The organism is Streptomyces sp. NPDC000348, assembly GCF_042898795.1.
GTDB lineage: Bacteria > Actinomycetota > Actinomycetes > Streptomycetales > Streptomycetaceae > Streptomyces.
Genome location: NZ_JBIAZD010000005.1, coordinates 130,970 through 149,680, shown reverse-complemented (window position 1 = coordinate 149,680; position 18,711 = coordinate 130,970). Strand labels below are relative to the sequence as shown.

Genomic DNA, 18,711 nt, shown 5'->3' with positions numbered 1-18,711 from the left:
CCCGCAAACGCCGGGCCGCGCCAACACCCCCGCCCCACACGGACCGAGGGCGCCCGGGAAAACCCGGACGCCCTCGGCGCAGTACGGCAGACCGTCAGCTCTTCCTGGCCGACCCGGCCCCGTCCTTGGAGTCCTCGGACTCCTCGGACTCCTCCTTCACGGAAGGAGCACCCTCCTCGTCCTTCTCCACGGCCCCGGCCTCGTCGGAGTCGGCCCCGGAACCGCCCTCACCGCCGGAGGCCCCCGGCTCCACCACGTCCTCCCGCCCCGGCCGCTTCCGGGCCGACAGCACGATGTACAGCACGGCCAGCAGGAACACCAGGATCGACGTCCAGTTGTTCAGCCGCAGCCCGAAGATGTGGTGCGCCTCGTCGACGCGCATGTACTCGATCCAGAAGCGCCCCGCGCAGTACCCGGCGACGTACAGCGCGAACGCCCGTCCGTGGCCGAGCCGGAACCGCCGGTCCGCCCAGATCACCAGCAGCGCCACACCGATGCACCACAGCGACTCGTACAGGAACGTGGGGTGGTACGTCCCCGGCTCCCGCCCGTCGGCGGAGGACGTGATCTCCACCGCCCACGGCAGGTCGGTGGCCCGCCCGTACAGCTCCTGGTTGAACCAGTTGCCCCAGCGTCCGATCGCCTGTGCGAAGGCGATGCCCGGCGCGATGGCGTCGGCGTAGGCGGGCAGGGGGACGCCCCGGCGCCGGCAGCCGATCCAGGCGCCCAGCGCACCGAGCGCGATCGCGCCCCAGATGCCGAGGCCGCCCTCCCAGACCTTGAAGGCGTCCACCCAGTCGCGGCCCTCGCTGAAGTACAGCTGGTAGTCCGTGATCACGTGGTAGAGGCGGCCGCCGATCAGGCCGAAGGGCACGGCCCAGACAGCGATGTCGGCCACTGTGCCGGCCCGCCCGCCCCGGGCGATCCAGCGCTTGTTGCCGAGCCAGACGGCAACGAAGACGCCGATGATGATGCAGAACGCGTAGCCGCGCAGCGGAACGGGGCCGAGGTACAGCACCCCGCTCGACGGGCTGGGAATGTAGGCAAGTTCCATGGCAGGGTCGACGCTACCGTGCCGGACCGGGCGCACGGCAGGCGGTCCGGCTACGGCTCCATAACAGGACCGCCGGACGGCCGGTCCGGGGCGTCACTGTCCCTTGTCGGCCTCCTGGACCATCCGCTTGAACTTCTCGGGGGTCATCGAGCGGTCCTGGACGATGTTCTTGCCGTTGTACAGCACCGTCGGCGTGCCGTTGAAGCCGCCCTTCTGGAACGCCTCGTGGGACTTGGCGACCCAGCTGTTGTGCGTGCCGTCCTCGACGCAGGTGCGGAAGGCGGGGGTGTCGAGTCCGTCGACCTTGCCGGCCAGCTCGATCAGCCCGGCGTTGTCGGCGAAGGCGTCGTCGCTCTCCATCGGCTGGTTCTCGAACAGCACGTCGTGGTACGCGGTGAACTTCCCGGCGTCCTGGGCGCAGGCGGCGGCGTTGGCCGCGCTGCGGGAGCCGGTGCCGCCCATGCCGTTGTCGATCAGGGTGACCAGGTGGTACTCCACCTTCAGCCGGCCGGAGCCGGTCAGCTCGTGGAGGGTGGGGCTGTAGGCCTGTTCGAAGACCTTGCAGGCCGGGCAGCGGAAGTCCTCCCACACGACGAGGGTGGACTTGGCGCTCTCCTTGCCGACCGGGATGGCGAGGCCGTCCTTGCCCAGGGCCCCGGAGGGCGCCACCACGGGGCCGGACGCCTCGCTCCCGTCGTCCCCGCCCGAGCTTGCGGCGACGACACCGATCACCGCCGCGAGCCCCAGGACGCAGAGCACGCTCGCGCCCACGATCAGGGCCCGGCGCCGCTTCTCCGCCGCCTTCTGCTTCTCGCGCTCGACCGCCATCCGCTCCCGGGCGGTGCGCTTTCCCTCACGGTTCTTCTCGCTCACACCCGCAGAACGAACCGGGGAGGCGCGGAGCGCCTCCCCGGTCCCAGGACCACCCTTACGAGGGATCCGTATGACTGACTGCGGACACCGCGGCCGGTCACGCCTGCCGGCGCACCCCCTTGGCCAGGTCACCGGCGAGCGCGCGGACGGCCCGGACACCGGCGGCGTCGTCGGGGGCCTCCAGCATCCGCTTGACGAAGGCGGAACCGACGATCACGCCGTCGGCGAAGCCGGCGACCTCGGCGGCCTGGGCGGCGTTGGAGACGCCGAGGCCGACACAGACCGGGATGTCGGTGGTGGCACGGGTGCGCCGCACCAGGTCCTCGGCCTGCGCGCCGACCGACTCGCGGGTTCCGGTGACGCCCATCAGGGAGGCGGCGTAGACGAAGCCGCTGCCGGCCGCGGTGATCTCGGCGAGCCGCTCGTCCTTGCTGCTGGGCGCGACCACGAAGACCGTGGCGAGCCCGTGCTTCTCCGCGTGTTCCCGCCAGAGCGCCGACTCCTGGACGGGCAGGTCGGGCAGGATGCACCCGGCGCCGCCCGCCTCGGCGAGCTCGGCGGTGAAGCGCTCGACGCCGTAGCGGTCGATGGGGTTCCAGTAGGTCATCACGAGGATCGGCTTGCCGGTGGCCTCGTGCGCCTCGCGGACCGTGCGCATCACGTCCGCGATCCTCACGCCGCCGCGCAGGGCGATGTCGTCGGCGGTCTGGATGACCGGGCCGTCGAGGACGGGGTCGCTGTGCGGCAGACCCACCTCGACGACGTCGGCGCCGCCGTCCAGGGCGGCCTTGACCGCCTCGATGCCGCCGTCCACGGTCGGGAACCCGGCCGGGAGGTAGGCGATGAGGGCGGAGCGGCCCTCGGCCTTCGCCGCGGCGAGGGTGTCGTTCAGCAGCCGTACGTTCCCGCTCACTTGGCGTCCCCCTCGATCTCGGCGGTGCCGGCCTCGTCGGCGGCGACCTCGGCGTCGGTGTCGTACAGCCCGAAGTAGCGGGCGGCGGTGTCCATGTCCTTGTCGCCGCGCCCGGACAGGTTGACGACGATCAGCCCGTCCTCGCCCAGCTCCCTGCCGACCTCCAGGGCGCCGGCGAGGGCGTGGGCGCTCTCGATGGCCGGGATGATGCCCTCGGTGCGCGACAGCAGGCGCAGGGCCTGCATGGCGGCGTCGTCGGTGACCGCGCGGTACTCGCCGCGGCCGCTGTCCTTGAGGTAGGCGTGCTCGGGTCCGATGCCCGGGTAGTCCAGGCCGGCCGAGATGGAGTACGGCTCGGTGATCTGGCCCTCCTCGTCCTGGAGGACGTACGACCGGGAGCCGTGCAGGATGCCGGGCTCGCCCGCGGTGAGGGTGGCCGCGTGCTCGCCGCTCACGATGCCGTGTCCGGCGGGTTCGCAGCCGATGAGGCGTACACCGGTGTCCGGGATGAAGGCGTGGAAGAGGCCGATGGCGTTGGAGCCGCCGCCGACGCAGGCGATCGCGGCGTCGGGCAGGCGTCCGGCGCGCTCCAGGAGCTGGCGGCGGGCCTCGACGCCGATGACGCGGTGGAAGTCGCGCACCATCGCCGGGAAGGGGTGCGGGCCGGCGACGGTGCCGAAGAGGTAGTGCGTGCGGTCGACGTTGGCGACCCAGTCGCGGAACGCCTCGTTGATGGCGTCCTTCAGGGTGCGGCTGCCGGACTTCACGGCGATGACCTCGGCACCGAGCATCCGCATCCGGGCCACGTTGAGGGCCTGGCGCTGCGTGTCGATCTCGCCCATGTAGATCGTGCAGTCGAGGCCGAAGAGGGCGCAGGCGGTGGCCGTGGCCACGCCGTGCTGGCCGGCCCCGGTCTCGGCGATGACGCGGGTCTTGCCCATGCGCCTGGTGAGGAGGGCCTGGCCGAGCACGTTGTTGATCTTGTGCGAGCCGGTGTGGTTCAGGTCCTCGCGCTTGAGGAAGATCCTGGCGCCACCCGCTTCCGCGGCGAAACGGGGGACCTCGGTGAGCGCGCTCGGGCGGCCGGTGTAGTGGACCAGGAGGTCGTCGAGTTCGCGGGCGAACTCGGGGTCGGACTTGGCCTTGTCGTACTCGACGGCGACCTCGTCGACCGCCGCGACCAGGGCCTCGGGGATGAACTTCCCGCCGAAGGCGCCGAAGTAGCCCTCGGCGGTGGGGATGTGCCCCTCGGGATCGGGGATGAAGAAGTTGCTGGGCATGCGGGTACCTCACGGTGAATGTGTGTCGGGCACTGATCGCCGTGGGGGCGGGGGTCTCAGGCCGCTGCGGGCCCGTTGTGGCTTGTCGCGCTCACGCGGCGGAATCGCATGTCGGGAACAGCCCCGCGCCCCTGGGGGACGCGCTGCCATCGCCGCCCGTTGACCTGCCCGGGCTCGTCCCCGATGACGTACCGGACCCTGCGGCCGTGGACGCGGCGCGCGGGGGCGCGGCAGCCGCGGGGGCGGCAGCCCCGCGCGAGGCGCGCGTACGGGTCCCTGGAGGCCAGGGTGATCGGGACGGTCATCGGAGCCAAGCCTACCGGTGGATCAGCCCCGGCCGTGCCGCAGTGCGGGGTGCTCGCCCGCCGCCACCAGGTCGGAGACGGCCGTCCTGGGGTCCTTGCCGGTGACCAGGGACTCGCCCACCAGGACGGCGTCGGCGCCGGCGTTGGCGTAGGCGATGAGGTCGTGCGGGCCGCGGACGCCGGACTCGGCGACCTTGACGAGGGTGTCGGGGATCTCGGGGGCGACCCGCTCGAAGGTGCCGCGGTCGACCTCGAGGGTCTTGAGGTTGCGGGCGTTGACGCCGATGACCTTGGCGCCCGCGTCGACCGCGCGCTCGACCTCGTCCTCGTCGTGCACCTCGACGAGCGGGGTGAGCCCGATGGACACGGCGCGCTCGATCAGCGACTCCAGGGCCGGCTGGTCGAGGGCCGCGACGATCAGCAGCGCGAGGTCGGCGCCGTACGCGCGGGCCTCCCAGAGCTGGTACGACGTGACGATGAAGTCCTTGCGCAGCACGGGGATGTCCACGCGCGCGCGGACGGCCTCCAGGTCGGCCAGCGAGCCGCCGAAGCGGCGCTGCTCGGTGAGGACGGAGATGACGGCCGCGCCGCCCGCCTCGTAGTCGGCGGCGAGTCCCGCCGGGTCGGCGATCGCGGCCAGCGCGCCCTTGGACGGGCTGGAGCGCTTGACCTCGCAGATCACCTTGACGCCGTCGCCGCGCAGGGCGGCCGCGCCGTCCTTGGCCGCGGGAGCCTTCGCCGCGCGCTCCTTGAGCTCGTCGAGGCTGACGCGCGCCTGCCGCTCCGCGAGGTCGGCACGGACTCCGTCGATGATCTCGTCGAGCACACTCACGCGAGCGGCCCCCTTCCTGACGGTCGGTCTTCACTGGTCACTGCGATGGTATCCGCAGCGGGGCGGATGCCCCGCATCCAGGTTGACGCCGGCTCCTCCCCCGGCCCCGGACCCGCTTCGCCCGGCTCGGGCGGGAGACGCCCCCGCTGCCGGGCCTTCGCCTGTCGGTCAGGGGTGCAGCCAGCCGCCGAACGGCAGGTTCCGGACCACCGTGAAAGCCAGCAGCAGCGCTCCCAGGGACCACAGGAGCACCGGCGGCGGATCGATCCGCGGCGGAGGCCCGCCGCGCGCCGCGCGGACCACCCAGACGGTCCACAGCACCGCGCAGACGGCGTAGCCGAGCACGGCGGGCGCGTTGGCCTGGAGGGCGGCCGGGAGGTCGCCGTGGACCACGGCGTGCGCGCTGCGCAGTCCGCCGCAGCCGGGGCAGTAGAGGCCGGTGAGGCGCAGCAGCGGGCAGGCGGGGTAGTGGCCGGGTTCGTTGGGGTCCACGGCCCCGACGTAGGCGAAGGCCCCGGCGGCGGCGGCGAGCAGCCCGGCGGGGACGGCCAGCCGGGCCGCCCTGCCGGGGGGCGCGCCGGGAGTGGGAGCGTTCACGCCGTGCATTGTGCCCCGGATGCGGCTCGGGGGCGGTTCCGGCAGCGCGTGCCGGGCCCGCCCCCGTGCGGGGTGCTCCGCCGTGCTCAGCCCTCGGCGCGGGCCGGCGTGCGGTCGCCGGTGACCTGGTGCACGGGGTGGTTGCTCTTCGGCTGGCCCAGGCCCATCGAGCGCATGACGGCGCCGACGACACCGCCGAGGAGCACGACGCCGATGCTCGCCCAGAAGCCCACGGGCTGGTCCATCACCATGAACGCGCCACCGGCGCAGAAACCGATGAAGGCGATGATGACACCGGTCCAGGCGGCCGGGGTGTGACCGTGGCTGCTGCCCGCCATTGCTTGCTCCTCGTTGCTGTGTACGTGTCTGAGCGGACGCTCGCTGCCATTGTCCCGCACACGCCCGCCGAGGGTGAGCGGGGGTGGGCGCCGGAGCGCGGGCGCTCGTGCCGCGGGGCGGGACGCGCCGGGCCGCGGCTAGGCGCCCGTCGGGTCCTCGCCCCTGTCCAGGGCCTTCCAGAGGTCCTCGGGGCGGTCGGGGTCGACCGGCACGGGCCTGCGGCGCGGACGCGGGGCGCCGCTCCGTTCGTAGCGGCCGGACATGGCCGGCCAGAGGCGGCCGTAGCGCAGGGCGAGCAGGCCGGCCAGCAGCAGCAGGAGACCGCCCGCGGCGGCCACGTACGGCCACGCGGTGTGGCTGAGGGCGTCCACGGTCGCGGAGGTGTCCCCCGACGCCTGGGCCGCCTTCTCGTCGAGCGCCCCGCTGTCCGACGCCCCGAGCAGCGCCGCCGCCACCGTGCCCGCCCCCGACAGCGCCAGCAGCGCCGCGACGGCGAGGCGTCCGGCGCGGCGCACGGCGAACACCGCGACCAGCGCCGCCAGCCCCACCACGGCCAGGGCGGCGGGCACGCCCGTGACGTCGCTGCCCTTCGCGGTCAGGGGGAACGCGCCGCCGGCCACCCTGGCGGTGCCCTCCGACCACTGCTGCCGGGTGGCGAGCAGGGCCACGGCCGCGCCCAGGGCACCGCACAACAGGGCGACGGCGAGGCTGAGGCGGCCGCTGCGGGCGGAGCCGGCGGTCCGGGAACGGGGGGCGGGTACGGCAGTCACGTCATCCACTATCGCCTGAACCCCGGGCGAACCGACACCCGGGGTTCGTCTCAGGCCGTTCCCAGCCGGTTCGCGGTGTGCACCGCGCGCAGCACCGCCGCCGCCTTGTTGCGGCACTCGGTGTCCTCCGCGGCCGGGTCGGAGTCGGCCACCACTCCCGCTCCGGCCTGCACGTACGCGGTGCCGTCCCGCAGCAGCGCCGTACGGATCGCGATCGCGGTGTCGGAGTCGCCCGCGAAGTCGAGGTAGCCGACGCAGCCGCCGTACAGCCCGCGCCGGGACGGTTCGAGCTCGTCGATGATCTGCAGCGCGCGGGGCTTGGGCGCGCCGGAGAGCGTGCCGGCCGGGAAGCAGGCGGTGAGCACGTCGAAGGCGGTGCGGCCGGCGCCGACCCGGCCGGTGACCGTCGAGACGATGTGCATGACGTGCGAGTACCGCTCGACGGACATGAAGTCGACGACCTCGACGGAGCCGGGTTCGCAGACCCGGCCGAGGTCGTTGCGCCCGAGGTCGACGAGCATCAGGTGCTCCGCGCGCTCCTTGGGGTCGGCGAGCAGTTCGTCGGCGAGCGCCTGGTCCTCCTGCGGGGTGGCGCCGCGGTGCCGGGTGCCGGCGATGGGGTGGACCATGGCCTGCCCGCCCTCGACCTTCACCAGCGCCTCGGGGGACGAGCCGACCACGTCGAAGCCGTCGAAGCGGAACAGGTACATGTACGGCGACGGGTTGGTGGCCCGCAGCACCCGGTAGACGTCCAGGGCGCTCGCCGTGCACGGCGTCTCGAACCGCTGGGAGGGGACCACCTGGAAGGCGTCCCCCGCGCGGATGCGCTCCTTGATGTCCTCCACGGCCCGCCGGAAGTCGGGGCCGCCCCACAGCGCGGTGTACCCGGGCAGTTCGGAGGGCGGCAGCACGGCGGGCGGCTGGGCCACCGCGCGGGTGAGGTCGGCCTCCATGGCGTCGAGCCGGGCCACGGCGTCGGCGTACGCCTCGTCGACGCCGGTCTCCAGGTCGTTGTGGTTGATCGCGTTGGCGATCAGCCAGACGGCGCCCTCCCAGTGGTCCATGACGGCGAGGTCGCTGGTGAGCAGCATGGTCAGCTCGGGCAGCCGCAGATCGTCCCGCTCGCCGGGGCCGAGCTTCTCCAGGCGGCGCACGATGTCGTAGCCGAGGTAGCCGACCATCCCGCCGGTGAAGGGCGGCAGGCCCAGGTCGTGGGCGAGGTCGCGCGGGGTGTGCAGGGCCTGCAGGGTGGCGCGCAGCGCGGCCAGCGGGTCGCCGTCGACCGGTACGCCGACGGGCGGGGCGCCCTCCCAGTGCGCCTGTCCGGCGCGCTCGGTGAGGGTGGCAGCGCTGCGGACGCCGACGAAGGAGTAGCGGGACCAGGAGCGGCCGTTCTCCGCGGACTCCAGCAGGAAGGTGCCGGGGCGCTCGGCGGCGAGTTTGCGGTAGAGCGCGACCGGGGTGTCGCCGTCGGCGAGGAGCTTGCGGGTGACCGGGATGACCCGGCGGTCGGTGGCGAGCTTGCGGAACGTCTCGAGGTCCATGGCGGCAGACCTTACTGATCCGGGGCGGGGGCGTCGGCCACCAGGACGTCGGCGTCGAAGCAGGTGCGGGCGCCGGTGTGGCAGGCGGCGCCCACCTGGTCGACCTTGACCAGCACGGTGTCCGCGTCGCAGTCGAGGGCGACCGACTTGACCCACTGGAAGTGGCCGGAGGTGTCGCCCTTGACCCAGTACTCCCGGCGGCTGCGCGACCAGTAGGTGCAGCGGCCGGTGGTCAGTGTGCGGTGGAGTGCCTCGTCGTCCATCCAGCCCAGCATCAGCACCTCTCCGGTGTCGTACTGCTGGGCGATGGCGGGCAGGAGGCCGTCGGGGCTGCGCTTGAGCCGCGCGGCGATCTCCGGGTCGAGGCGGCTGGGCCGGGACGTACTGGTCATGCCGACCATTGTGCCGCGCGGGGCGATCGCGTCCGCGCGGATGTCCACTGGGCGGACCTCGCGCCCGGCCGTAGGCTGGCCTCCATGTCGACCCATGCCAAGCGTGAACGACTCCTCCTGGCCGATCTGCTGGAGACCGCGGGCCCCCAGGCCCCCACCCTGTGCGAGGGCTGGACGACCCGGGACCTCGCCGCCCACGTGGTGGTGCGCGAACGCCGCCCCGACGCGGCCGGCGGCATGCTGGTCAAGCAGCTGGCGGCGCGTCTGGAGCGGGTGATGGCGGAGTTCGCCGCCAAGCCGTACGAGGAGCTGATCCAGCTGATCCGGACGGGCCCGCCGCGCTTCTCGCCCTTCTCGCTCAAGCAGGTCGACGAGCTGTCGAACATCGTCGAGTTCTACGTCCACACGGAGGACGTGCGCCGCGCCCAGCCCGACTGGACGCCGCGTGAACTCGACCCGGTGTTCCAGGACGCCCTGTGGTCGCGGCTGGAGCGCTCCGCGCGGCTGATGGGCCGCGGGGCGCCGACCGGCCTGGTGATGCGCCGTCCGGACGGCCGGACGGTGGTGGCGCACCGCGGCACCCCGGTGGTCACGGTGACCGGGGAGCCGTCCGAGCTGGTGCTGTTCGCCTACGGCCGGCAGAGCGCCGCCAGGGTCGGACTGGACGGTGACGAGAACGCGGTCGCGAAGCTGCGCGAGACCAGACAGCTCGGCATCTGATCCGCGTCCGGAAGGCGCGGGTCGTGATCAGAGCGGCCAGGACCGGCGTGCACGTCGACGACGTGGCGGAGGCGCACGCCTTCCGCACCGGCGTCCTCGGCTTCGGGCCCCGTACCCACGGGGACACGGGCGACGGGACGCCGTCCGTCACCGTGGGGGCGCGCGCGAGCGCCCGGCGGAGGCTGGAGCTCCTGCCGGAGCCGGGGCTGCCCGCGACCGTGTTCTCCGCGGACGGCCTCCGCGCGGAGTGCGAGCGGCCGCACGGGGAGGGTGTCCGCTTCGTCCGGGACCCGCGGGAGCGGGGTCCGGTGATCTCCGCGGCCCTGGACGGCACGGCCGGCACCCTCAGCCGGCCCGGCCGACCGGCCGGGCTCACCGCACCGGGTGGCCGGCCTCCCGCAGCGTCTCCTTGACCTGGCCGATGCGCAGGTCGCCGAAGTGGAAGACGGAGGCGGCCAGCACGGCGTCCGCGCCGGCGGCGACCGCGGGCGGGAAGTCGGCCAGCTTCCCGGCGCCGCCGGAGGCGATCACCGGGACGGTGACGTGCGCCCGGACGGCGGCGATCATCTCCAGGTCGTAGCCGTCCTTGGTGCCGTCGGCGTCCATGGAGTTGAGCAGGATCTCGCCCGCGCCCAGCTCGGCGGCGCGGTGCGCCCACTCCACGGCGTCGATGCCGGTGCCCCGGCGGCCGCCGTGCGTGGTGACCTCGAAGGAGCCGGAGTCCGTGCGGCGGGCGTCGACCGACAGCACCAGGACCTGCCGCCCGAAGCGTTCGGCGATCTCGCGGATCAGCTCGGGCCGGGCGATGGCCGCCGTGTTGACGCCCACCTTGTCGGCGCCCGCGCGCAGCAGCCTGTCCACGTCCTCGGCGGTGCGGACGCCGCCGCCCACCGTGAGCGGGATGAACACCTGCTCGGCGGTGCGGCGCACCACGTCGTACGTCGTCTCGCGGTTGCCGGACGACGCGGTGATGTCCAGGAACGTCAGCTCGTCGGCGCCCTCGGCGTCGTACACCTTGGCCATCTCGACGGGGTCGCCCGCGTCGCGCAGGTTCTGGAAGTTGACGCCCTTGACGACCCGGCCGTTGTCCACGTCCAGGCAGGGGATGACTCGGACCGCCAGGGTCATGAAGTCACGGCTCCTCTGAATGCTTCGAGTTCCACTGAGACCAGGACGCGCGAGTCGACGAAGCCCTCGACCACCAGCAGGGTGGTGACCGGGCGCACCGCGTCGAACAGCTCCTTGTGGGCGCGTCCGGCCTCGTCGACGTCCCGCGCGTGGGCGAGGTGGAGGCGCGTGCGGATCACGGACTCGACGCCGAGCCCGAACTCGGCGATCGCCTCCAGCGCGCTGGTGAAGGCCACCTTGGCCTGCTCGTACGGGTCGCCCTCCCCGTACAGCACCTCGCCCCGGAACGCGGTCGTGCCCGCCACCAGGACGCGGTCGCCCGCCGCCACGGCACGTGCGAAGCCGAAGGTTTCCTCCCAGGGGTTTCCGCTCTGCACGCGCCGTACGGCATCGATCGTCATCGGGACACAGCCTCCAGTGCCTCTTCCAGGGTGAACGCCTTGGCGTACAGGGCCTTCCCGACGATGGAGCCCTCGACACCGAGCGGGACGAGCTCGGCGATGGCGCGCAGGTCGTCCAGGGAGGAGACGCCGCCGGAGGCGACCACCGGGCGGTCGGTGGCGGCGCAGACGTTCTTCAGCAGCTCCAGGTTGGGGCCCTGGAGGGTGCCGTCCTTGGCGATGTCGGTGACGACGTAGCGGGCGCAGCCCTCCTTGTCGAGGCGCTCCAGCGTCTCGTAGAGGTCGCCGCCGTCGCGGGTCCAGCCGCGGCCGCGCAGGGTGGTGCCGCGGACGTCGAGACCGACGGCGATCCTGTCGCCGTGCTCGGCGATGACCCGGGCGACCCACTCGGGGGTCTCCAGGGCGGCGGTGCCCAGGTTGACGCGGGTGCAGCCGGTGGCGAGGGCGGCGGCGAGGGTGTCGTCGTCGCGGATGCCGCCGGACAGCTCCACCTTGATGTCCATCGCCCCGGTGACCTCGGCGACCAGCGCGCGGTTGTCGCCGGTGCCGAACGCGGCGTCCAGGTCGACCAGGTGCAGCCACTCGGCGCCGGAGCGCTGCCAGGCGAGGGCGGCCTCGAGCGGGGAGCCGTAGGAGGTTTCCGTCCCGGACTCGCCGTGCACCAGGCGGACCGCCTGGCCGTCGCGGACGTCGACGGCGGGGAGGAGTTCGAGCTTGGCCATGTCTCTACAGGGTTCCGATCCAGTTGGTGAGGAGCTGGGCGCCGGCGTCGCCGGACTTCTCGGGGTGGAACTGGGTGGCCCACAGGGCGCCGTTCTCCACGGCCGCCACGAAGGGCTTGCCGTGGGTGGACCAGGTGACCAGCGGGGCGCGCATCGCCGGGTTCGCGGTCTGGAGCGTCCAGTCGTGGACGGCGTAGGAGTGCACGAAGTAGAAGCGGGCGTCCGCGTCGAGGCCGGCGAACAGTTCGGAGCCGGCCGGGGCGTCCACGGTGTTCCAGCCCATGTGGGGCACGATGTCGGCCTGGAGCGGCTCGACCGAGCCGGGCCACTCGTCGAGGCCCTCGCTCTCCACACCGTGCTCGATGCCCCGGGCGAACAGGATCTGCATGCCGACGCAGATGCCCATCACCGGGCGCCCGCCGGACAGCCTGCGGTCGACGATCCAGTCGCCGCGCGCCTCCTTCAGGCCCTGCATGCAGGAGGCGAAGGCGCCGACGCCGGGCACCAGCAGCCCGTCGGCGTTCATGGCCGCGTCGAAGTCACGGGTGATCTCGACGTCGGCTCCCGCGCGGGCGAGGGCACGCTCGGCGGAACGGACGTTGCCGAAGCCGTAGTCGAAGACCACGACCTTCTTGGTGGTGCTCAAGGGTTCACACCTCCAGCCTCAGGAGGCCCGTGACGAGACACATCGCGGCGCCGATGGAGAGCAGCACGACGAGGCTCGTGGGCATCTTCTGCTTGACGAAGGAGATGATCCCGCCGACGAAGAACAGGCCGACGACGATCAGGACGGTGGACAGACCGTTCATGGCTTACAGCGCGCCCTTCGTGGAGGGCAGGATGCCGGCCGCGCGGGGGTCGCGCTCGGAGGCGTAGCGCAGGGCGCGGGCGAGGGCCTTGAACTGGCACTCCACGATGTGGTGCGCGTTGCGCCCGTAGGGCACGTGCACGTGGAGCGCGATCTGGGCCTGGGCGACGAAGGACTCCAGGATGTGCCGGGTCATCGTCACGTCGTACTCGCCGATCATCGGCGCCATGTTCTCGGGCTCGGTGTGCACGAGGTAGGGGCGGCCGGACAGGTCGACGGTGACCTGGGCGAGGGACTCGTCCAGCGGGACCGTGCAGTTGCCGAAGCGGTAGATGCCCACCTTGTCGCCGAGCGCCTGCTTGAAGGCGGCGCCGAGCGCGAGGGCGGTGTCCTCGATGGTGTGGTGGGAGTCGATGTGGAGGTCGCCCTCGGTCTTCACGGTCAGGTCGAACAGACCGTGCCGGCCGAGCTGGTCGAGCATGTGGTCGTAGAAGCCGACCCCGGTGGAGATCTCGGTCTTCCCGGTGCCGTCGAGGTCGATCTCGACGAGGACGGACGTCTCCTTGGTGGTGCGTTCCACGCGTCCTGTGCGGCTCATGAACTCTGCTCCTTCTTCAACTCGCGTACCGCGTCGAGGAACGCGTCGTTCTCTTCGGGGGTCCCGGCGGTCACCCGCAGCCATCCGGGCACGCCGTTGTCCCGGACCAGGACGCCCCGGTCGAGGATCCTCCGCCAGGTGGTGTGGGAGTCCTCGAACCGTCCGAACTGGACGAAGTTCGCGTCGGACTCGGTCACCTCGTAGCCGAGGGCGCGCAGTTCGGCGACCAGCCGGTCGCGCTCGGCCTTGAGCTGCTCGACGTAGCCGAGCAGCGTGTCGGTGTGCTCCAGGGCGGCCAGCGCGGTCGCCTGGGTGATCGCCGAGAGGTGGTACGGCAGCCGGACCAGCTGGACGGCGTCGACGACCGCCGGGTGCGCGGCGAGGTAGCCCAGGCGCAGGCCCGCCGCGCCGAACGCCTTCGACATGGTGCGGGAGACGACCAGGTGGGGCCGTCCGTCGAGCAGCCGGAGGAGCGAGTCGCCGTGGCTGAACTCGATGTACGCCTCGTCGACGACCACCATCGACGGCTTGGCCGCCTGGGCGGCCTCGTACAGCGCGAGGACCGTCTCCGCCGGGACCGCGTTGCCGGTGGGGTTGTTGGGGGTGGTGACGAAGACGACGTCGGGCCGGTGCTCGGCGATGGCCTTCTCGGCGGCGGCGAGGTCGATCGAGAAGTCCTCGTTGCGGGGCCCGGAGATCCAGCCGGTGCCGGTGCCGCGCGCGATGAGGCCGTGCATCGAGTACGACGGTTCGAAGCCGATGGCGGTGCGGCCCGGTCCGCCGAAGGTCTGCAGCAGCTGCTGGATGACCTCGTTGGAGCCGTTGGCGGCCCACACGTTCCCGACGGCGACCGGGTGTCCGGTCGTCCTCGTCAGGTACGCGGCCAGCCCGGTGCGCAGTTCGACCGCGTCCCGGTCGGGGTAGCGGTTGAGGTGGCGGGCGGCCTCGCGGACCCGCTCGGTGATCCGCTCGACCAGCGGTTCGGGCAGCGGGTAGGGGTTCTCGTTGGTGTTCAGCCGTACGGGGACGTCCAGCTGGGGCGCGCCGTAGGGGGACTTGCCGCGCAGCTCGTCCCGTACGGGGAGGTCGTCGATTCCGAAGCTCACTTGTTCTCAGGCACCTTCCAGCCGAACCTTGCCTTCACCGCCGCGCCGTGCGCGGGCAGGTCCTCCGCCTCCGCCAGCGTGACCACGTGGTGCGCGACCTCGGCCAGCGCGTCCCGTGTGTAGTCGACGACGTGGATGCCGCGCAGGAAGGACTGGACCGACAGGCCCGAGGAGTGGCAGGCGCAGCCGCCGGTGGGCAGCACGTGGTTGGAGCCGGCCGCGTAGTCGCCGAGCGAGACCGGGGACCAGGGGCCGACGAAGATCGCGCCCGCGTTGCGCACCCGGTCGGCGACCGCGGCGGCGTCGGCGGTCTGGATCTCCAGGTGCTCGGCGCCGTAGGCGTCGACGACCCGCAGGCCCTCGTCGAGGCCGTCGACCAGGACGATGGCGGACTGGCGGCCGGACAGGGCCGGGACGATCCGGTCGTCGATGTGTTTGGTGGCCTCGACCTGCGGCGCCAGCTCCTTCTCCACCGCGTCCGCGAGCTCCGCGGAGTCGGTGACCAGGACGGCGGCGGCCAGCGGGTCGTGCTCGGCCTGGCTGATCAGGTCGGAGGCCACGTGCACCGGGTCGGCCGTGGAGTCCGCGAGGATCGCGATCTCGGTCGGGCCGGCCTCGGCGTCGATGCCGATGCGGCCGGTGAAGTAGCGCTTGGCGGCGGCGACCCAGATGTTGCCGGGGCCGGTGACCATGTTCGCGGGCGGGCAGGACTCGGTGCCGTACGCGAACATCGCGACGGCGGTGGCGCCGCCGGCCGCGTAGACCTCGTCGACGCCGAGCAGGGCGCAGGCGGCGAGGATGGTGGGGTGCGGCAGGCCGCCGAAGTCGGCCTGGGCCGGGGAGGCGAGCGCGACGGACGGGACGCCGGCCTCCTGGGCGGGCACCGCGTTCATGATCACGGAGGAGGGGTAGACGGACCGGCCGCCGGGCGCGTACAGACCCACGCGGTCGACCGGGACCCACTTCTCGGTGACCGTGCCGCCGGGCACGACCTGGGTGGTGTGGGTGGTGCGGCGCTGCTCGCGGTGGACGAGCCGGGCGCGGCGGATGGACTCCTCCAGGGCCGCGCGCACGGCCGGGTCGAGTTCCTCCAGCGCGCGCGTGAGGGCGGCGGCGGGGACCCGCACCTGATCCAGCTTCACGCCGTCGAACCGCTCGGCGAAGTCGATCAGCGCCGCGTCGCCCCGATGATGCACGTCCTCGCAGATGGGCCGCACCTTCTCCAGGGCGGCCGCGACGTCGAAGTCGGCTCGGGGCAGCAGGTCGCGCAGGGCGGGGCCCTCGGGGAGGGCGTCGCCGCGCAGATCGATACGAGAGATCACGTGCTTAATTCTCTCAGACCCGCGCGGTGGGCCGTCCGCCCGTTCCAATGGCTGATACGTCACCCCCGTGGTGACGGTCCGCGCACATTCCGGAGATCCTCTTCACTTTCCGTGTTCAACACGTCACCGCACCGGGCATGAACGGTTGTACGAAGGGACGAACCGGCGAGTAGGCGGGAAGGAGGGGATTTCCGTGACCGAGGGGGTGGGACCGGGCGGCGGAGAGCCGCCGGAGGACCTGACCGCCGCGGAGGCCGGGATGTGGCAGGCCTTCCGCAACGGCAGTGTGTACGACCTGACCAGCGGGGACACGGTCGTCGACGATCCGCACGGAGGACATCCGTGGGGCCCCGGGCGGACGGTCCGGGCACGCGTCGTGTGCTGGCTGCTGCTGGACGGGCCGCCCGCCCTGGCCGGCCGGGTCTCGTCGCTGAAGCTGGTCGGGGTGCAGATCAGCGGCGCGCTGGACCTGGCGGGCGGCACGGTGGTGCCGTACCTGGAGATGCGGGCCTGCCGTTTCGAGCGGGACGTGCTGCTGCCGGAGGCCCGCTTCACGACCGTGCGGATGGTGGACTGCTCGATACCGCGCCTGGAGGCGGCCCGGCTGCACACCGAGGGCGATCTGCACCTGCCGCGCTGCCGGTTCCTGGGCGGCATACGGCTCACCGACGCGCGGATCGGCACGGACCTGCTGCTCAACCAGGCGATCGTGCACCGGGACCGCAGCGGCCGCTCGATAGCGGCCGACGGCATGAACGTCGGCCAGGACCTGCAGGCGGAGATGCTGGAGTCGTACGGCGAGCTGAGCCTGCGCAGCGCGACGATCGGCGTGTCGCTGAGCCTGCGCGGGGCCCGGCTGGTCAACCCGTACACCCGGCTCGCGCTGAACGCGCCGCAGCTGACCGTGGAGCGCTCGCTGTACCTGACCCCGGCGGGGGTGGGCGCCCAGGCGCGCAGCGGGATGACACCGGCGCGCGGGACGCGGATCCAGCGCTTCGAGTGCCGGGGCGGGGTGCGGCTGGACGACGGGCGGTTCGGGGACGCGGTCGACTTCGAGGGGGCCCGGTTCACCTTCACCGACGAGCAGGAGCTGTCGCTGCGCCGGGTGCAGACGCCGGAGCTGCGCTTCCTCGGGGAGCGGCCGGTGCGCGGCAAGGTGGTGCTGTCGGGGGCGCGGGTGGTCAACCTGATGGACCGGGCGGACAGCTGGCCCGGCCCCGGCCGGCTGCACATGGGCGGCTTCACCTACGAGAACCTGGTGCCGCGCGGACCGTTCCCGCTGGCGCTGCGGCTGCGCTGGGTGGACGCGGCGAGCGCCGAGTACAACCCGGAGCCGTACGAGCGGCTGGCCGCCGTGCTGCGGGAGGGCGGGGAGGACGAGGACGCCCGCGAGGTGCTGCTCGCCAAGCAGCGCCGGCGCCGCGAGAGCCTGCCGCCGGCGGCCAAGCTGTGGGGTTACGCACAGGACTGGACGGTCGCCTACGGATACCGGCCGGGCCGGGCCGCGGTGTGGATGGGGGTCCTGTGGGCGTGCGGTTCGCTGGCCTTCGCGCGTTCCGATCATCCGCCCCTCAAGAGCGGTGAGCACCCCCCGTGGAACCCGCCCCTGTTCGCCCTGGACCTGCTGCTGCCGGTGATCGACCTCGGCCAGGTCGGCTTCTGGCAGCTGCGCGGCGGCTGGCAGTGGCTGTCGGCCGCGTTCGTCCTGCTGGGCTGGATCCTGGCGACGACGGTGGCGGCGGGGGCGACGCGGACCCTGCGCCGTACGTAGCGCCCCGGGGCCGGTGAGGCCGGAGGGGGCGTGAAGAGCGCGCACAGGGTGAAGAACACTCTGCTTTTTGCCGGGCCTTGACCGAGTCCCGTACAACCTTCCACGACTTCCGTGTCGCCTCTGGCGCCGCTGTGACCTGCGGTCTTTCAATGGTCGACACCATGGCTCTGCTGCACGCGTTCACCCGTACGTCCTGGGTGCGAGGAAAGACGACGGGCGCCACGCCCCCCGTCCCCGTCGTGCTGCCCGCCGACGACGAGGTGCTGCTCGACGCACCCGACGATCGGCTGGGCCCGGCGCTGGTCGGGGCCGCGGGCGGTGACCACACACCCGTCGCCGACCTGCTCGCCGCCACCCGGCGCGCCGGCGCCTGGGAGCACCGCGACCGGTACGTGCGGCGGCTGGCCGCCTTCGCGCGCTCGCGCCCCGAGTGGCTGGACGCCTGGCGCGCCCGCGACCCGCGCGACCCCGACGGCCTGCTGGTGGACGCCCAGCGGGCGGTGGACCGCGCCTGGGACTCACCGGCCCGCGCCGAGCTGCTGCGCGGGGTGAGCCCGCTGATCACGGCCGCCGCCCGGGCGGACAACCGCGACCCGGTGCCCTGGCGGCTCGCCCTGGACCACGCCCGCGGCGCGCGCGCCGGGCACCCGTACGTCGAGGAGCTGTGGGAGGCAGCGGTCCGGCGGGCCCCGCACCACCACGGCTGTCATGTGGCGGCCCTGCGCTATCTGGCGTCCTCGTGGCACGGCTCGCACCGCGAATGCTTCACCTTCGCGGACCTGGCCGCGCAGGACGCGCCGGAGGACTCGTTCACGCAGGCGCTGCCCCTGCGGGCGGCGTTCGGCTACCTGACCGACCGCTGCGGTCCCGAAGTGCCGCGCGAACGGCTCGAGGCGGCGGCCGACCGCGCCGTGGCCCTGTCCGCCCGGCTGCCGGCGGGCCGGCCCTGGCCGGCCGAGCTGCGCAATCTGCTGACGTACGTCCTGGTCCGGCTGGAACGTCGGCGGGACGCCCTGGAGCAGCTGCGGCTGACCGGCCCGTACGCCACGTCCTTCCCCTGGGACCGGGACGCGGACGATCCCCTCGGCCGCTTCCTGGAGGTCCGCCGGAGCGTGCGCGCGGCGGTCGCGTCCGGCCCTCCCGAGCCGGGACCCGGCTCCCCGGCACCGGTCCCCGACCGACCGAGGAGTGAACAGGGCGGTCGACTCCGCTTCGGCGACCATTAGGCTCTTGGTT

At 73.1% G+C, this 18,711-nt stretch carries 23 protein-coding genes; 4 read left to right on the top strand and 19 right to left on the bottom strand.

Annotated features, from left to right (window positions below):
- Nucleotides 1-94 precede the first annotated feature (94 nt).
- From lgt to hisI, 11 genes are all read right to left on the bottom strand, one after another.
- Nucleotides 95-1,054 carry a prolipoprotein diacylglyceryl transferase gene (gene lgt / locus ACFY3N_RS12500; protein ID WP_390816607.1) on the bottom strand — a complete coding sequence of 320 codons (960 nt, stop codon included), beginning with the start codon at nt 1,052-1,054 and terminating at the stop codon, nt 95-97.
- A 93-nt stretch (nt 1,055-1,147) separates the two neighbouring features.
- Complete coding sequence (locus ACFY3N_RS12495; RefSeq protein WP_390816606.1) at nt 1,148-1,927, bottom strand: DsbA family protein; 780 nt, start codon at nt 1,925-1,927, stop codon at nt 1,148-1,150.
- A 97-nt stretch (nt 1,928-2,024) separates the two neighbouring features.
- On the bottom strand, nt 2,025-2,840 hold the full coding sequence (gene trpA / locus ACFY3N_RS12490) for a tryptophan synthase subunit alpha (protein ID WP_390816605.1): 816 nt from the start codon (nt 2,838-2,840) through the stop codon (nt 2,025-2,027).
- Complete coding sequence (gene trpB, locus ACFY3N_RS12485; RefSeq protein ID WP_390816604.1) at nt 2,837-4,120, bottom strand: tryptophan synthase subunit beta; 1,284 nt, start codon at nt 4,118-4,120, stop codon at nt 2,837-2,839. The genes trpA and trpB overlap by 4 nt, the downstream gene beginning before the upstream one ends.
- Before the next feature lie 56 nt (nt 4,121-4,176).
- Nucleotides 4,177-4,425, bottom strand: coding sequence for a tryptophan biosynthesis modulator TrpM (trpM, locus tag ACFY3N_RS12480; RefSeq protein WP_390816603.1), 249 nt, complete (start codon nt 4,423-4,425; stop codon nt 4,177-4,179).
- A 22-nt stretch (nt 4,426-4,447) separates the two neighbouring features.
- A complete protein-coding gene (gene trpC, locus ACFY3N_RS12475) occupies nt 4,448-5,257 on the bottom strand; it encodes an indole-3-glycerol phosphate synthase TrpC (RefSeq protein WP_390816602.1) in 810 nt (269 codons plus the stop codon).
- Between the two features lie 168 nt (nt 5,258-5,425).
- The gene (locus tag ACFY3N_RS12470; protein ID WP_390816601.1) at nt 5,426-5,863 is read right to left on the bottom strand and encodes a DUF2752 domain-containing protein; all 438 of its coding nucleotides are present in this window, start codon (nt 5,861-5,863) and stop codon (nt 5,426-5,428) included.
- Nucleotides 5,864-5,940: 77 nt separating this feature from the next.
- Nucleotides 5,941-6,192, bottom strand: a complete 252-nt coding sequence (locus ACFY3N_RS12465) for an HGxxPAAW family protein (RefSeq protein ID WP_390816600.1) — start codon at nt 6,190-6,192, stop codon at nt 5,941-5,943.
- Between the two features lie 138 nt (nt 6,193-6,330).
- Nucleotides 6,331-6,972, bottom strand: a complete 642-nt coding sequence (locus ACFY3N_RS12460) for a TIGR02234 family membrane protein (RefSeq protein ID WP_390816599.1) — start codon at nt 6,970-6,972, stop codon at nt 6,331-6,333.
- A gap of 41 nt (nt 6,973-7,013) precedes the next feature.
- Nucleotides 7,014-8,507: an anthranilate synthase component I gene (locus ACFY3N_RS12455; protein ID WP_390816598.1), complete on the bottom strand. Its 1,494-nt coding sequence runs from the start codon at nt 8,505-8,507 to the stop codon at nt 7,014-7,016.
- Between the two features lie 11 nt (nt 8,508-8,518).
- Nucleotides 8,519-8,908, bottom strand: coding sequence for a phosphoribosyl-AMP cyclohydrolase (gene hisI / locus ACFY3N_RS12450; protein ID WP_390816863.1), 390 nt, complete (start codon nt 8,906-8,908; stop codon nt 8,519-8,521).
- Nucleotides 8,909-8,983: 75 nt separating this feature from the next.
- Between hisI and ACFY3N_RS12445 the strand changes: the two genes are divergently transcribed.
- Together ACFY3N_RS12445 and ACFY3N_RS12440 are read left to right on the top strand one after the other, a co-directional pair.
- Entirely contained in the window at nt 8,984-9,619 is a 636-nt protein-coding gene (locus ACFY3N_RS12445; protein WP_390816597.1) for a TIGR03085 family metal-binding protein, read from the top strand.
- Between the two features lie 23 nt (nt 9,620-9,642).
- Nucleotides 9,643-10,032, top strand: a complete 390-nt coding sequence (locus tag ACFY3N_RS12440; protein WP_390816596.1) for a VOC family protein — start codon at nt 9,643-9,645, stop codon at nt 10,030-10,032.
- Here ACFY3N_RS12440 and hisF read toward each other — a convergent pair.
- The 8 genes from hisF to hisD are packed head-to-tail and all read right to left on the bottom strand — an operon-like array spanning nt 9,992 to nt 15,704.
- Nucleotides 9,992-10,747 carry an imidazole glycerol phosphate synthase subunit HisF gene (hisF, locus tag ACFY3N_RS12435; protein WP_390816595.1) on the bottom strand — a complete coding sequence of 252 codons (756 nt, stop codon included), beginning with the start codon at nt 10,745-10,747 and terminating at the stop codon, nt 9,992-9,994. The genes ACFY3N_RS12440 and hisF overlap by 41 nt on opposite strands.
- Nucleotides 10,744-11,148, bottom strand: a complete 405-nt coding sequence (locus ACFY3N_RS12430) for a Rid family hydrolase (RefSeq protein ID WP_390816594.1) — start codon at nt 11,146-11,148, stop codon at nt 10,744-10,746. The genes hisF and ACFY3N_RS12430 overlap by 4 nt, the downstream gene beginning before the upstream one ends.
- Nucleotides 11,145-11,870 (bottom strand): bifunctional 1-(5-phosphoribosyl)-5-((5-phosphoribosylamino)methylideneamino)imidazole-4-carboxamide isomerase/phosphoribosylanthranilate isomerase PriA, encoded by a 726-nt coding sequence (priA, locus tag ACFY3N_RS12425; RefSeq protein WP_390816593.1) that lies wholly within the window; start codon nt 11,868-11,870, stop codon nt 11,145-11,147. Before priA ends, ACFY3N_RS12430 begins: the two co-directional genes overlap by 4 nt.
- Before the next feature lie 4 nt (nt 11,871-11,874).
- Nucleotides 11,875-12,516: an imidazole glycerol phosphate synthase subunit HisH gene (gene hisH / locus ACFY3N_RS12420; protein WP_390816592.1), complete on the bottom strand. Its 642-nt coding sequence runs from the start codon at nt 12,514-12,516 to the stop codon at nt 11,875-11,877.
- Between the two features lie 4 nt (nt 12,517-12,520).
- A complete protein-coding gene (locus ACFY3N_RS12415) occupies nt 12,521-12,679 on the bottom strand; it encodes a hypothetical protein (RefSeq protein ID WP_390816591.1) in 159 nt (52 codons plus the stop codon).
- 3 nt (nt 12,680-12,682) lie between these two features.
- The gene (gene hisB, locus ACFY3N_RS12410) at nt 12,683-13,276 is read right to left on the bottom strand and encodes an imidazoleglycerol-phosphate dehydratase HisB (protein WP_390816590.1); all 594 of its coding nucleotides are present in this window, start codon (nt 13,274-13,276) and stop codon (nt 12,683-12,685) included.
- Nucleotides 13,273-14,382 carry a histidinol-phosphate transaminase gene (locus ACFY3N_RS12405; RefSeq protein ID WP_390816589.1) on the bottom strand — a complete coding sequence of 370 codons (1,110 nt, stop codon included), beginning with the start codon at nt 14,380-14,382 and terminating at the stop codon, nt 13,273-13,275. Before ACFY3N_RS12405 ends, hisB begins: the two co-directional genes overlap by 4 nt.
- The gene (gene hisD, locus ACFY3N_RS12400) at nt 14,379-15,704 is read right to left on the bottom strand and encodes a histidinol dehydrogenase (RefSeq protein ID WP_390816588.1); all 1,326 of its coding nucleotides are present in this window, start codon (nt 15,702-15,704) and stop codon (nt 14,379-14,381) included. The genes ACFY3N_RS12405 and hisD overlap by 4 nt, the downstream gene beginning before the upstream one ends.
- A gap of 193 nt (nt 15,705-15,897) precedes the next feature.
- Between hisD and ACFY3N_RS12395 the strand changes: the two genes are divergently transcribed.
- Nucleotides 15,898-17,475, top strand: a complete 1,578-nt coding sequence (locus tag ACFY3N_RS12395) for an oxidoreductase (RefSeq protein WP_390816587.1) — start codon at nt 15,898-15,900, stop codon at nt 17,473-17,475.
- A 149-nt stretch (nt 17,476-17,624) separates the two neighbouring features.
- Entirely contained in the window at nt 17,625-18,701 is a 1,077-nt protein-coding gene (locus tag ACFY3N_RS12390) for a hypothetical protein (RefSeq protein WP_390816586.1), read from the top strand.
- Nucleotides 18,702-18,711 lie beyond the last annotated feature (10 nt).